Below are 13,847 nucleotides of genomic sequence, written 5' to 3' on the forward strand. Positions count from 1 at the left end.
TTGGACGTCTCCGAGCTAGTTTAGTTTTATTAGTTACTAAAGGCTGAAAAGCAAGAAATTAATATAGCTATTGTTCTTCCAAGCTTAGAGCTAATTCTTCTAGATAAGCGGAAGTCTTCATTTTATTCCCATCATTAAAAAAAATTGAGCTGAATCACGCTAAAAAAGTAAAGATACTTAGGTGTGATACAGCTCATTTTATTTTAATATCTAAAGATTGAAAGATGAGAAAAATGTAACCAGTGTTGTTAAAGGCGTGGAGTCAATTTATAGATAATCAGAAATATTCGTTTTATTGTTCCTGTTATTAAAGAAATAAATTAGTTGGAAGAGCTGAGAGTATTCATTTGCCGCGAAAGTGGCGCTATTGCTTCAGCAATTACACCACCGGGCGTGTTGAAGACTCGCGGGTTTTGCGAGGCTTCAAACAACCGAGGCTCGAGACCGCTTTCTGGCTCGAGCCGTTCCGCGCAGCAATTGAATACTCTCAGCTCTGGAAACGGCATACTTTCAACCTTTAGTTAATATTTAATGATCGACACAAACGCTTTAAAATTAATTTTAGTGTTTTGAAGCACTTGATGTTGTATCTATTTTTACTTCTGGCTTAGCAATTTTTTGTAATGTATCTGATGCACCAGTTGTAGTGTCAACTTCGGGGTTCTCTGAAGCACCTGTAATTGCATCTACTCTGGCATTAGGATCATTAACTAATTTTTGACCAGTTTCTCTGAGATACTCATCAACAATTGGTTTAATATCAACCGCCCATTCGTTGACCCCTTTATAATTCCCAGCTTCATCGTGCATAGCCTTGTAATAGTGCACGACGTGAGTTTTTTCATCATTACCGGGAACTGGCATTGAAACTAAATCTGTCTTGCCCGTTCTCAAAGTATTTATAACTTGCTTGACGTGTTTGAGGACGCTTGAAATTTGTGGGTGAACTTTATCTAGAGCATCACCAACTTGAGCAGGTGTGCGTTTGGCCAGCATCTTCTCAGTTGGCAGGAAATCGTTGTAATAAATAAATTGATTATTCTCATCAACGTATGTCAATTCAATTGGAATAGTTTTTAGGAAATAATTCAGTTGATCAACTGTCAGCAATCCGCTATCTAGCTTGACATAACTGTCACCCTCAACAGCATTAACTTTCTTAGCAGCTTGATCCAACCAATCGTCAGCATTCATATCAACGCCCTGAACAGTTGTATCAGTACCATTCTTGGCACTCAAGTCTTCTTCTTCATAATCTGTTGTTTGGCCGATCATATTAATGACTTTGGCGAAACGGATGAAATTTTGAAGAGTTGATTGTAGAAAATCAACAGTTCTTTGATCCTTAAGGTCACCATTTTCGTCAAAGGCATTCTTTACGTCACCCAATAAAAATTCATTTCCAGGAAGGACAATGGCATTAACACCTGGTGCTTCGAGAATTTGTCTCAAATGTAATTGAGCTCTGGATGAGCCTTGAGTGTGATACGAAGCACCAACAATCATGACTGGTTTGGCATCAAATGGATGAACTTCATACGAAAGCCATTCAATCACATTCTTCAATGCCGCTGGTACCGTGTGATTATGTTCTGGAGTGGCGATGATCACACCGTCAGCACCTTCGATTTTTTTACATAAGTTTTGAATAGCAGCACAATTTGTTTGGTCGTCGTCTTGGTTAAATACTGGCACATCATTAATATCCAGCACCTCAATATCAACTAGACCTTCAAAACGTTTAGCAATAAATTTTAGTAATGTTCGGTTGTATGATTGATCAGCAATTGATCCTGCAATACCAACTAATTTCATGTTAATCCTCCTAATCCTTATCCCATGAAAATTGCTCTGCCTTATGCTTATTAACAACATTGGCATTGTTCAATTGTTTGGAAATATTAACAAATTGGACGAAATCTTTAAAGAGGCCATCCAATTGTTTAACCTCGTTAGGATCCTTTAAGTTTTCATCTTCATCAAACGCTTGTAATGAATGTCCCAACAAGAATTCTGAACTTGGCATAATACGAGCTTTCAATTCTGGTGAATCCAAAATTTGTCTTAATTGTGACTGAGCACGTGAGGATCCAAGTGATCCATAAGAAGCACCGGTAATCATCACTGGCTTGTCAACAAATGGATGGATTCCGTACGACAACCATGCCAAGGCACTTGTTAAAGCAGCGGTGATCGAGTGGTCATATTCAGGTGTAGCAATAATAACACCATCGGCTGCTTCGATCTTTGTAGCGATATCCTTAGCCTCTTGAGGTACGAATCTGTCGGCACTCTTCTTGAAAATAGGCAAACCCTTAATTTCAACTAATTCAATTTCAGCTTGATTTTGAAAATGTTTTTGCATGTATTGCAATAATTCGCGATTAGTTGATTTGTTAGAATTGGATCCAACAATAGCAACAAATTTATTCATATAATTAATCATCCCATTTACGTTTGGTACTAGTTAAATATCCATCCTATTTTAAATTCTAAACTGAAGGTTGAAAGGCGAGAATTTAATCTAACCATTATTACAGGCTTAGAACTAATTTATTTAAATAAGCAGAAGTCTTTATTTTACTGTCCCGCTATAAAAAATAAATTAGTTGGAAGAGCTGAGAGTATTCATTTGCAGCGAAAGTGGCGTTATTGCTTCAGCAATTACACCACCGGGCGCGTTGAAGACTCGCGGGTTTTGCGAGTCTTCAACCGAGGCTCAAGACCGCTTTCTGGCTCGGTCCGTCCCGCGCAGCAATTGAATACTCTCAGCTCTGGAAACGGCACGGCATACTTACTTATACTTTCAACCTTTAGATTCTAAAATAAAATTGCTGCGAATATTTGTGATAATTGTTAACTGGCACCATACGTATCCATTTATATTTTGTGTCTCGGTAATTGTAAATTTTTTCACGATAGAAATCAATTACATCAAAGTGAATTTCTCTTGTAGGCCACTTGTTTCAACAGCTTGTAAATCTTTAGTAATGAAAACTGCTTCAATACCTGGCTGAGCTTCAATCAAGGCCTTTCCTTGCTTGATTCCTTGATAGAAACCAATGGTAGACCAAATTTCACCATCAATTGATTTATCACTGATTATCGTTACGCTGGCCAAATTATTTTTGATTGGATAGCCCGTTTTAGAGTCGAACATATGATGATATTCGTGACCATCAATAATTAACTTACGCTCATAAATACCTGAGGTTCCAATAGATTTAGCAACGGTTTTTACAGCACCTAGTGAAACATCTCTTGGCTTAATTGGATTTTGGACTCCAACTGTCCACAGTTTATCAGCATGTTGACTTGGTCCTACTAATAACACGTTGCCACCAAGATCAATAATGCCTGTTTTAACGCCACGCCCCAACCATAATTGCTTAATTTGGTCAGCAATATACCCTTTGGCAATGCCGCCTAAATCAATTTCCATACCTTTGTCCAGTAAGAAAACAGTCTTTTTCTCATCATCCAGTTGAATATGTTCAGGATCAATAATCTTCAGTCTTTCTTTGATGTCGGCATCACTGGGTCTATTAGCACCTTTGAACCCAATTTTCCAAAGTTTCACTAAGGGTCCGATGGCAACATTGAATCCCAAGTGTTTACGACTGACCAAAACGGCACGTTTAATCAAGCCATAAGTATCTTCCGGTACCGCTACAGCTTTAATTCCAGCATTATGATTTATCGACATTACTTCTGATTTTTCTCGATTAACGGTTAGCTTATCTTCAAAACGTTGAATCATTTCATAACCAGCATCCAAATCTTTTTCATCAGCAGGTTCAGCAACTGACAAATTGATCACTGTTCCTAAGGCGTAATAATTCTTATTGATTAAACTCATAAATATTCCTCAATTCATTTTAAAAATATTTTATTATCGTGAATATTCCCTATCATAGTCTTTTATGTCGTTTTCGACAAAAGGAACTTGTTCACAAGTTTTATAATTAGAGTTATATTTATCGTATCATTAAGAGGAAATGGAGTGAATGATATGTTTGATAATTCAAATTTAAAATGGGACGCAACATATGATGTCGTCGTTCTTGGTTTCGGTGGCGCTGGTGCTTCTGCTGCCAGATTTGCGGCTGATAATGGTGCCAAAGTTTTAATTACAGATTCAGCTCCCGAAGGTCATGAAGGTGGCAATACTCGTTACGCTGGGCAAGTTATTTCTACTGGTGCTAACCTAGATGACTTGCGCAAGTATTACCAGGACCTGGCTTTTCCTTTGTCATACGATAAGGATTTAATGGAAACTTACATCCAAGGTTTATATCGTATTCCTGATTATTTGGAAAATTATCTAGGTGTTAAACCATTTATTATGAGAGATCATCCCGAATCCCCTGTTTCAAAGGCCTTACACTTTATGGCTCATGAATATCCCGAATTCCGTGGCCAAGCAACTCATGATTTGGTCGCCATGCATGAAGGTGTCGCTGATTCTGCTCTCTGGAAAAACTTGCGTCAACAAGTCTTAGATCGTGCCGATAAAATTGATGTTTTATACAGCACACCAGCTGAACACTTGATTCAAAGTCCTACTACTAAGGCAATTGTTGGTGTTCAAATTAAGCGTGATGGCAAGGACTTGAATGTCAGAGCCAAAAACGGTGTCGTTATGGCAACTGGTGGTTTTGAAAACAATCCTCAAATGGTCGAAACCTACCTTGGAGAAACAAGCTTGAACCCAATCGGCTCACTTTATAACAAGGGTATCGGTGTCAAAATGGCCAGTGAAGTCGGTGCTAAACTTTATAATATGGACAATTACGAAGCCTACGGTATTTTCCATGGTTTGACCCCTAAGCCTGCTAAAGGTCAACGCTCACAATTCCTACCATTCGACTGGCCTGCTTTCCACCAAGGTAGCTTAATTGTTGTCGGTGATGATGGCACACGTTACTTCGATGAAAATGAAATTCACAGACATGGTCACATCAATAATCATGGTAACTGGAGAATTCTATTAGCTCCACGTCATCCATACGTTGTCTTTGACCAAAAGAAGTATGACGAATTGACAAGTGATAAAAACGCTCCATATCCAGAATTCATGGACTCCGTTGTTAAAGCTGATGATATTGAAAGTCTTGCAGAAGTTATGAACGTTGATGTTGCTAAGCTAACCGGCACGATCAAAGACTTCAATCACTTCGCTGACGTCCAACGTGATTACGCATACAACCGTGACCCTGAAACCTTGACAGCCTTCGATAATGGCCCATATTATGCACTTGCCATGGTACAAGGTCTCTTGAATACCCAAGGTGGTCCCGTTCACACTTCAAAAGCTGAAGTAGTTGATGGTGACGACGTTGTTATTCCTCATCTCTACGCTATTGGTGAACTAGGAAGTTTGATGGGACGCCAATATAACGGTGGTAGTAACTTGGCCGAAAACTTAATTTTTGGTAAGATTGCTGGTGAAAACGCCGCCAAAGCTAAAGATGAAATCAAAGTTGACGAACCAAAGCTTGACGCTGAATCATCTGCTAGCGTTCACGAATCAGGCCTAGGATCTGACGTTGTTGACGAACACTACGAAACAAAAGACAATCAATATATCGGAAAATCAACCGCTGGTATGGGTAACGAAATCGTTGTCCGCGTCACAGCCGACAGTAAAGACGATATTCAAAACATCGAAGTTTTGAAACAAAGCGAGTCCGACGATTACGGTCTCAAAGCTGTTAAAGAATTACCTAAAGAAATTGTTGCTAAGAATTCAGTCAATGTTGATACCGTTTCAGGCGCATCTGCTTCAAGCAAAGCTATTAAAGAAGCCGTTGCCAACGCATTGAATCAAGTTAAATAGTATTTATAATTGGTAACTGCCATTTCCAGAACTACAATGCCAATAGCTATATTAATTTTTGCCTTTTAATCTTCAATTATTAAAAAGGAAGCCACTTTTCATTTAGAAAAATGGCTTCCTTTTGCTTTCTCTATTATTTTATATTCTCTTAAGATTGAAAAAAAGTGATATAAATATTACTGTGACAGGCCTAGAGCTAATTTACTTAAATAATTTGAAGCCTTAGTTTTATTGTTCCTGCCAAAAAATAAACTAGTTGGAAGAGCTGAGAGTATTCATTTGCAGCGAAAGTGGCGTTATTGCTTCAACAATTACACCACCGGGCGAGTTGAAGACTCGCGGGTTTTGCGAGGCTTCAACCGAGGTTCGAGACCGCTCCTTGGCTCGGGCCGTTCCGCGCAGCAATTGAATACTCTCAGATCTGGAAACGGCATACTTAACTAAACCTTCAACCTTTTAATATTCTCTAAAAACTAATAACAACTTTTCCCTTTGGGTGTCCAGTAGCAACATAATTTAGAGCTTCGTTAATATCGGCTAATTTAAATTCCGTTGGATCAACCGCCGGTTTGATTTGATTAGTTTCAACAATTTGGGTGATCTTTTTTAATTGTTCCCCATCACTCCTGACAAAAATAAAGCGATAATCAACATCTGATTTTCTAGCTTGCTTATCAATGGGGCTACCAGCAATCGAGAATAAAGTCGTCTTCAAGAATGATAAATGACGATTCTTCGCAAATTGACGATTGGGACCCATTATCAATGACAGTACTCTTCCTCGTGGTTTCAAAATTTGTAACTCATGGTCAAATTCCTTTTTACCGATCGTATCAATAACATAATCGATATCTTTCAAATGTTCCCAATAATTCTCTTTACGATAATCGAAATATTGATCAACACCCATCTCTAATGAGGATTGTTTGGAACGGGCGTTACCACTGACCATGACTTTCAAACCAAGTTGTTTAGCAATTGGAATTGCCATTTGACCAAACGAACCAGAGCCACCAGGAATCATGACACTTTGTCCAGACTGTGCTTGCAACTCTTCAGTCACCCCTTGGTAGGCCGTTAATCCAGTCAAAGGAACAGCAGCACTGTGAACAAAATCCAAATTTTTAGGTTTCAAAGCTATGGCTCGATAATCAACTGCAACATATTCCGCAAAGGCACCAATTTTGGTTAATGGTAATCGAGAATATACTTCGTCACCGATATTAAAGTTATCCACATTTTTACCAACAGACTCAATAACACCTGATAATTCATTGCCCATTGTTAAAGGCATTTTGTAATCTTGAATCAGTTTGACACTCCCGGTACCAATCAACATTTCTAAAGGATTGACCGCTGCCACTTTAACTTTAACCAAAACTTCATTTTTATTAGGCGTTGGAATAGCAATATCTTTAACAACTAACTTAAAATTCTTATCATATTTCATTAATTGAGCCGCTTGCATTTAAAATTCTCCTCTTAAACTCATTAAGTAACTTTTCTATCATTTTGTAACCAAAGAAATTTTAACTTTTTTAGTTACAAAAATCAAATAAAGTTACTTGTGATACTTTTATGTTAGAATAAAATCAAAGATTAAGAGAGTATAATTTGATGCAACTTCTACTGTGATAATCCTAGAATTAATTTATCTAATGACCGAAAGGATTATCCATTCATAAGAAATATATTAGTTGGAAGAGCTGAGCGTATTCATTTGCGGCGAAAGTGGCGTTATTGCTTCAGCAATTACACCACCGGGCGCGTTGAAGACTCGCGGTTTTTGCGAGGCTTCAACCGAGGTTCGAGACCGCTTTCTGGCTCGGGCCGTTCCGCGCAGCATATGAATACGCTCGGCTCTGGAAACGGCATACTTTAATAAACCTTCAGATTAAAAAATCTACAAAGGAGTCTCTGTTAAATATGGCTCATAATACTCGGGATAAAATTCTCACAACTGCTGAAAACCTAATCATGCAGACAGGCAATACCGATGTAACTTTGGATCAAATAGCCTCGACACTTGGGCTTTCCCACGCAGCATTGTATAAACATTTTCGCAATAAACAAGCACTCTGGGAAGCCGTAGCTTCAGCTTGGTTTAATCGTGAAATCATTCAACAAATTAATATTTCAAATGATGGCTCTTCAGAAGGACAACTGCACGATTGGTTATGGGCTTTCGTCAATGCCAAAAAAAATACTTTCAATAATAATCCTCGGATGTTCGCTTTGAATACTGAATACATCGACAACAACCCCATAGCTCTGCATAATGTACTTATCAGTGCATATCAACAGATGAATTCTATTATGAATTATCCAGTTGATGATTTTGAAAAGTCAGAGATTATCCTAGCTGCTTTTTCAATTCTCACATTGCCCAATTTTAAAGAAACCTGGAATGATCCCAATTACAACAAGCGTTTTGAAATGCTATGGGATTTAATTAAAAATGGTCTGTAACGGAAAGGACATATCAAAATGGATAGTAATGTTCGAATTTCAAATACACTTTTCAAAATGATCTGTGGCGGGAAAATAGATACAAGGGAAAATGCGACGTTATATAGTTGTGACTCACGTTCCATTCGACGTGATATGACAACAATTCATCGTATCATTAAAACAACTGACCACTTAAAATTTCATCACGATACAAAATCAGATATTTATTATCTAACTCATAACGATTTTTTGCCTTTCGAAGAAATTCTCGCAATTATGAAAGTGTTAATCGGTAGCCGAGCTTTTGGAAAAACTGAATTAAACAAAATATCAGGCAGTCTTGCCGAATTCGTCTCATCTGAACATCAAGAAGAAATCAACAATATGATGACGTCATTGAAAACTGGTGGTTATTTGCCTGTCAACCAAGATAATGACCTTATAGATCGTGTCAAAAAGTTCCAAGATATTATTCAAAACAAAAAAGCAATTTCTTTTAACTATCGTGACAGTAATCCGGCTGGTCATTCACATAAAACGAGAATTGGTTTACCGCTAAGTTTATATTTTTCCGGCAACTATTTTTACGTGATTATGTATCGTTTGAACTCTGAAAAAATGGAGAACTTCGATGACGGCATAACTTATGTATATCGGTTGGACCGATTCCAATCAATTACAGTGAAACGAAAATCATTTGAAGTTCCGCGAGAAAAATTTGAAGATGAGGAATCAATTCGAAATAAATCCTATCGTTTAAATAGTGGTAGCGCCATCTCTTATGAATTTAATTATCGAGGCTATTATCCTGCTGCTTTGGATCAGTTGCCTAATTCAAAAATCAAACGAACCGAATCAGGAAAAATTTTCAAGAATCCTGACGGCAGTGTCGTTATTTCTGGAAATATGTTTTTCAATGGTGCCAAGATGTGGGTCTTGAGCCAAGGAAATCTTGTTACAGTGAAATCTCCACAGACTTTAATCGCAGCAGTTAAGAAAGAACTTCAGGAAACTTTGGATGGTTATTAAATTTTGAATAGCTTTTCATCATAAAATTCCTAAAGAATGAAGGGCGAAAAATTAATATAACCATTATTGTTACAGGCCCAGTGCTACTCTATTTAAATAATCAGAAACCTTTATTTTATTGTTCCTGCCATAAAAAAAACTAGTTGGAAGAGCTGAGAGTATTCATTTGCAGCGAAAGTGGCGTTATTGCTTCAGCAATTACACCACCGGGCGTGTGGAAGACTCGCGGGTTTTGCGAGGCTTCAACCGAGGTTCGAGACCGCACTTTGGCTCGGGCCGTTCCGCGCAGCAAATGAATACTCTCAGCTCTGGAAACGGCATACTTGTCTAAAACTTCCAACCTTTAGATATTAAAAATAGGGTGATCAATTAAATTGACCATCCTATTTGCGTGCTATTCTTTTTTACGTTTAAAACCAAACCAACCAACGATTCCTAACATAATCATACCTACCAATGATAAATTATTAGTTCTATCACTTGTTTGAGGTAGTTTTGCACCATTTGAAATCGTTCCCCGATTAATTGCATTGCTTTGGTTTAGCAGTGCTCGTGATACCGAGTTCTGCGAATTAAATATTTGAGTATGATCATATTTTACACTTGGCTGTGCATAACTCTTATTTTGCGAAGCAGTCTTCGTTGGACTCTGTCCATTGTTGATAACTCCTGAGTTATTGGAACCGATGTCACTATTTGCCGATGAATTATCTTTAGAATTTCCAGACTCATCAGGGTTCTTGGATGGGTCGCTTGGTGTCTCAGGCTCGATTGGTATTGTTGGATCAACTGGACTTGTCGGTTCAGTTGGCTCTGTTTGACCACCGTCATCAGGATCAGTACCTGGATTGTTTGGTTCGTCTGGTGTTCCAGAATTATCTGGATTATCCGGCTTGCTTGGATTTGTTGGTTTGCCTTGATCAGGATTCCCCGAGTCTCCACCAGTACTTGGAGTTTTTTTAGTGTACGTCACATAGTCGGTAGTCGTAATCGTATCGTCGTTTACCGTCGCATTCACTTGAGTTGGCTTAAATGAATCATAACCGTCAACTGATGGAACATCGACAGTCACATTCGTCCCAACTTGACCGGTAACTCCCTTTACAACTGGGTCAGTGGTCAAATTACTAGGAATTGTGACGTCAGCTGTGACCATTTTCTTGATAAGTTGAAGTTCAAGTTTATTAATTCCATACCAACCAGTATCCTGTCCACCAGAATTCATAGTGACTTCAATTGTGACATTTTGCCCCTGATATTTGGTTGGGAGAGTTAATGCATCGTAATACTCGTTGTAAGTTAGTTGAGTCCCATCAAGCGAAAACTTTAATCCTGCTAAATCTTTATCAACTAAGTTTAGTTTCTTCTCGATTGCCGCTTTAATCCCCAAGGCTTGTGTATAAGTAGCATATGCATCCACTTGTAACCCACCTTGATCAGAGAAAGCACCATCGCCAATAGTACTGATATTTTGGCTATTATTGATAATTTGTAAATCATTACCTTTAAAAGCATTATTACCTAAGTTATCGAGGTGACCATCGAAGTCTACCCTAGTTAAACTATTTCCTTCAAATGCACTCTCACCAACGTTAGTCACACTCGCAGGGATAACTAATGTATTGGCCAATTCATTATCTTTAAATGAAGATGTACCAATTGTTATAGCCTTAGAATTTATTACCAAACCAGTAAGTTTATTATTAGCAAATGAATTATCACCAATATAATTTATATTATCTGGCAACGTCAAAGTACCTTGTAAATCATTATTTTCGAAAACACCAGTGTTCAATCTGGTTAACGTATTGTTTAACTTTACATTAGTAATTTTATTGTTAGCAAATGCTTGGTCACCCATTTGTGCTATTTGGTCCGGTAACATCAATTCACCAGTAATTTCATTATTTTCAAAAACACCAGTATTGAGTACTGTTATTTTATTATTTAATTTCAGACCAGTAATTTTATTGTTGGCAAACGCATGGTCACCCATTTGTGCTATCTGCTCAGGCAATGTCAATTCACCGGTAATTTCGTTATTCTCGAAAACACCGGTATTAAGTACGGTCAACTTATCATTAAAATTAACACCTGTAATTTTGTTATTAGTAAACGCATGGTCACCTAAGCCCGTTAAACTCTCAGGTAATGTTATAGCACCACCAATTTGATTATTTTCAAACGCTGATGTATTAATATTTACCAGATTTTTACCTAAAGTTAAATCTGTTATCTTATTATTTTCAAACGCATCTGCAGCAATATCAGTTGTTTTATCAGGAATAACTAATTTATCAATATCATTATCCTTAAAAGCAGAGTCATTAATTTGAGCAACCTGATTCAAATCAACATTTGTCAAATCGTTGTCTTCAAAAGCTCCCGCACCAATCGACCAAATACCATTCGTAAAACTAACCGAAGTCAGCTTGTTTCCTTTGAAAGCATTGGCGGAAATCCATTGTAAATTATTCCCCATAGTAACTGAAGTCAAACCTTCAACAATCGACAAATTATCATTACTACTACCATCATTGTTAAAAGCATTCTCACCAATTGCAATAACAGGCTTTCCATTATAAGTGTCAGGAATAGTGATATCAGTCGAATATTGAGGATCAACTCCACCATTAGCCGCCTTTTGGGCTGCACCAGTATACCCAGTTACTGTGTAATTACCATTGGCATCTTCGCTAAAGCTGAAATCAGATGTTTCATCAGTATCTGCTTGAAGTTGGTCAACTGCGACATCAGTTAATTCATTCGGATCCTCAATATCAGATTCTGAATCTCCATTATTCTGAATATCCGAACCACTGCCAGCTGCAGTCTTCCCTGTTTGAGAACTAGCCGTGTTTTCATCTTCAGTCTTTTGCTCCACAGAATCATCGCCAACTTGTTCACCAACACTAGATGAGTCATCAGAACTGCTGGAAGTACCATCATCATCCTCAGAATCATCTTCGACTACTTCTTTATCTGGATCATCTGCAACAACAGTGGTTGGTTTTTCTGAGTCGGATGTTGAATCAGCTTTAACATTGGTTTCTACCATCATACCAGCACTCAGACCGACTAGCGTGGCGCTTGCTAACAATAAATCATGTTCAATTTTATGTGCATTTGCCAATTAAAAACACCAATCACCCGTATATCACAGATGTCCTTTCTTAATATGAATTAATTTATACAAGACAATATTAATTTTAGCACAGTTTGTTATAATCACTTTACAGAAAAGTAGTTTTATAAATATGACTAAATTGTGTTAATTGGGGATCATAATTCATAAAGAGAATTGTTTTTAATTTGATTTTTGATTAATCCTATTCTTCTAATCTTTACTTTACAAAAAATTAACAACATAAATTCAAATGTATTTTACTTGCTGAAGTATATATAAAACTACCTTGATCCTCAGCTTTCTTCAAAAAGGCACAAAAAAAAGAGAAACGCGTAGCGTTTCCCTTGGGAGTTTTATCATATTTCATTATCAAAATGTATCTATGATCATTAGCAAGTACATTATAACAGCATTCCTAAACTATTGCATGTATTCGAACTACTTTTTCTAAAAATCAACTAAATTTAGATAATCCATTATTTGATTAATGCAACAATAAATTATAAGTTATTGTAACACCGATATTTTTAAGGAATTAAGGCGATTTTGAATCAATGTTTTGCTTATAAAAAAATTTTAATATCATATCTAGGACAAATGGCAACCAATCGTAAAACTCGTAGTTTTTATTTGAAAAGGAGAAATATATAATGGCAATGATTACTATTAGAGTTTCTGAACATGAAAAAGAATGGTTACAATATATGGCTGAGTTCTACGGAATAAGCATTTCTGATTTGTTAAAAAACTATTCAATGACACGGCTAGAAGATGAATACCGATCAACAAACTGCTGACTTAGCCCATAAGCGTTGGATTAAAGACAATAAAAAAACTGTTTCCATGGAAGATATAATGGATGAATTTGGTGCTCTTTCATGAGTTATAAACTTCAATTCACGCATGATGCGCAAAAATCTCTTCGCAAGATGGATATGCATCAAGCTGAATTAATAGTTCGTTGGCTATATCAAAGTATAGATGGTATAGATGGTATAGATGGTATTGATGATTCTAGAACAATCGACAAAGGTTTAACCGCTAATCGTTCAGGACACTGGCGTTATAGAATTGGTAACTATCGTATTATTGTCGAAATATCTATGCCAATTATCTGTTCACTCGTGGGTAGTTTTTTTCGATTATTGGGGTTAGTAAACGTAAACCTGAGGTAGAAGCTGATAAATTTGTTATGGCAGTGGTAACTAACCTATACGTCGAAGAAAATAGTCATTTACCCAACACCTATCAAGATTTAAAATATAGTTATGGTTCACCTGACATTGGAGATTAAATATTTTTCGCAAATTGCAAGAACAAGTTAGCCACTTTTTAAAATACTGATTCCAAGGGATTTTCAGTTACTGGAGTTAGGCAGATTGTGTTTATTTCATTACATTG

9 protein-coding genes and 1 pseudogene are annotated in these 13,847 nt (G+C 37.1%); 5 read left to right on the forward strand and 5 right to left on the reverse strand.

Going from position 1 to position 13,847, the window contains the following annotated elements; translation table 11 throughout:
* Nucleotides 1-561 precede the first annotated feature (561 nt).
* The 3 genes from FFM71_RS03750 to FFM71_RS03760 form a co-directional block, all read right to left on the reverse strand.
* Nucleotides 562-1,815, reverse strand: a complete 1,254-nt coding sequence (locus tag FFM71_RS03750; protein ID WP_137610851.1) for an NAD(P)H-dependent oxidoreductase — start codon at nucleotides 1,813-1,815, stop codon at nucleotides 562-564.
* Between the two features lie 10 nt (nucleotides 1,816-1,825).
* Nucleotides 1,826-2,434 carry an NADPH-dependent FMN reductase gene (locus FFM71_RS03755; protein WP_137610852.1) on the reverse strand — a complete coding sequence of 203 codons (609 nt, stop codon included), beginning with the start codon at nucleotides 2,432-2,434 and terminating at the stop codon, nucleotides 1,826-1,828.
* Nucleotides 2,435-2,929: 495 nt separating this feature from the next.
* On the reverse strand, nucleotides 2,930-3,859 hold the full coding sequence (locus FFM71_RS03760; RefSeq protein WP_137610853.1) for an FAD:protein FMN transferase: 930 nt from the start codon (nucleotides 3,857-3,859) through the stop codon (nucleotides 2,930-2,932).
* 153 nt (nucleotides 3,860-4,012) lie between these two features.
* Here FFM71_RS03760 and FFM71_RS03765 point away from each other — a divergent pair, with 153 nt between their 5' ends.
* Entirely contained in the window at nucleotides 4,013-5,839 is a 1,827-nt protein-coding gene (locus FFM71_RS03765; protein WP_137610854.1) for an FAD-binding protein, read from the forward strand.
* A gap of 466 nt (nucleotides 5,840-6,305) precedes the next feature.
* Here FFM71_RS03765 and FFM71_RS03770 read toward each other — a convergent pair whose 3' ends face one another.
* Nucleotides 6,306-7,307 (reverse strand): NADP-dependent oxidoreductase, encoded by a 1,002-nt coding sequence (locus tag FFM71_RS03770; RefSeq protein WP_137610855.1) that lies wholly within the window; start codon nucleotides 7,305-7,307, stop codon nucleotides 6,306-6,308.
* Between the two features lie 458 nt (nucleotides 7,308-7,765).
* On the opposite strand from FFM71_RS03770, the gene FFM71_RS03775 reads away from it, so the two are divergent.
* Together FFM71_RS03775 and FFM71_RS03780 are read left to right on the forward strand one after the other, a co-directional pair.
* The gene (locus FFM71_RS03775; RefSeq protein WP_137610856.1) at nucleotides 7,766-8,308 is read left to right on the forward strand and encodes a TetR/AcrR family transcriptional regulator; all 543 of its coding nucleotides are present in this window, start codon (nucleotides 7,766-7,768) and stop codon (nucleotides 8,306-8,308) included.
* A gap of 18 nt (nucleotides 8,309-8,326) precedes the next feature.
* Nucleotides 8,327-9,319 (forward strand): helix-turn-helix transcriptional regulator, encoded by a 993-nt coding sequence (locus FFM71_RS03780; RefSeq protein ID WP_137610857.1) that lies wholly within the window; start codon nucleotides 8,327-8,329, stop codon nucleotides 9,317-9,319.
* 394 nt (nucleotides 9,320-9,713) lie between these two features.
* Here FFM71_RS03780 and FFM71_RS03785 read toward each other — a convergent pair whose 3' ends face one another.
* Nucleotides 9,714-12,452: a leucine-rich repeat protein gene (locus FFM71_RS03785; RefSeq protein ID WP_137610858.1), complete on the reverse strand. Its 2,739-nt coding sequence runs from the start codon at nucleotides 12,450-12,452 to the stop codon at nucleotides 9,714-9,716.
* 644 nt (nucleotides 12,453-13,096) lie between these two features.
* On the opposite strand from FFM71_RS03785, the pseudogene relB reads away from it, so the two are divergent.
* Both relB and FFM71_RS03795 read left to right on the forward strand, forming a co-directional pair.
* Nucleotides 13,097-13,328: pseudogene (gene relB, locus FFM71_RS03790) on the forward strand (type II toxin-antitoxin system RelB family antitoxin).
* Entirely contained in the window at nucleotides 13,325-13,621 is a 297-nt protein-coding gene (locus FFM71_RS03795; protein ID WP_223876474.1) for a type II toxin-antitoxin system RelE family toxin, read from the forward strand. Before relB ends, FFM71_RS03795 begins: the two are co-directional and overlap by 4 nt.
* Nucleotides 13,622-13,847 lie beyond the last annotated feature (226 nt).

Source organism: Companilactobacillus huachuanensis, from assembly GCF_005404815.1.
Classification (GTDB): Bacteria; Bacillota; Bacilli; order Lactobacillales; family Lactobacillaceae; genus Companilactobacillus; species Companilactobacillus huachuanensis.

Bases quoted from the DNA above. Each gene is read 5' to 3' on its own strand.
- FFM71_RS03765 (WP_137610854.1), top strand. From the start codon at position 4,013: ATGTTTGATAATTCAAATTTAAAATGGGACGCAACATATGATGTCGTC.
- FFM71_RS03760 (WP_137610853.1), bottom strand. From the start codon at position 3,859: ATGAGTTTAATCAATAAGAATTATTACGCCTTAGGAACAGTGATCAAT.
- FFM71_RS03780 (WP_137610857.1), top strand. From the start codon at position 8,327: ATGGATAGTAATGTTCGAATTTCAAATACACTTTTCAAAATGATCTGT.
- FFM71_RS03750 (WP_137610851.1), bottom strand. From the start codon at position 1,815: ATGAAATTAGTTGGTATTGCAGGATCAATTGCTGATCAATCATACAAC.
- FFM71_RS03775 (WP_137610856.1), top strand. From the start codon at position 7,766: ATGGCTCATAATACTCGGGATAAAATTCTCACAACTGCTGAAAACCTA.
- FFM71_RS03755 (WP_137610852.1), bottom strand. From the start codon at position 2,434: ATGAATAAATTTGTTGCTATTGTTGGATCCAATTCTAACAAATCAACT.
- FFM71_RS03795 (WP_223876474.1), top strand. From the start codon at position 13,325: ATGAGTTATAAACTTCAATTCACGCATGATGCGCAAAAATCTCTTCGC.
- FFM71_RS03770 (WP_137610855.1), bottom strand. From the start codon at position 7,307: ATGCAAGCGGCTCAATTAATGAAATATGATAAGAATTTTAAGTTAGTT.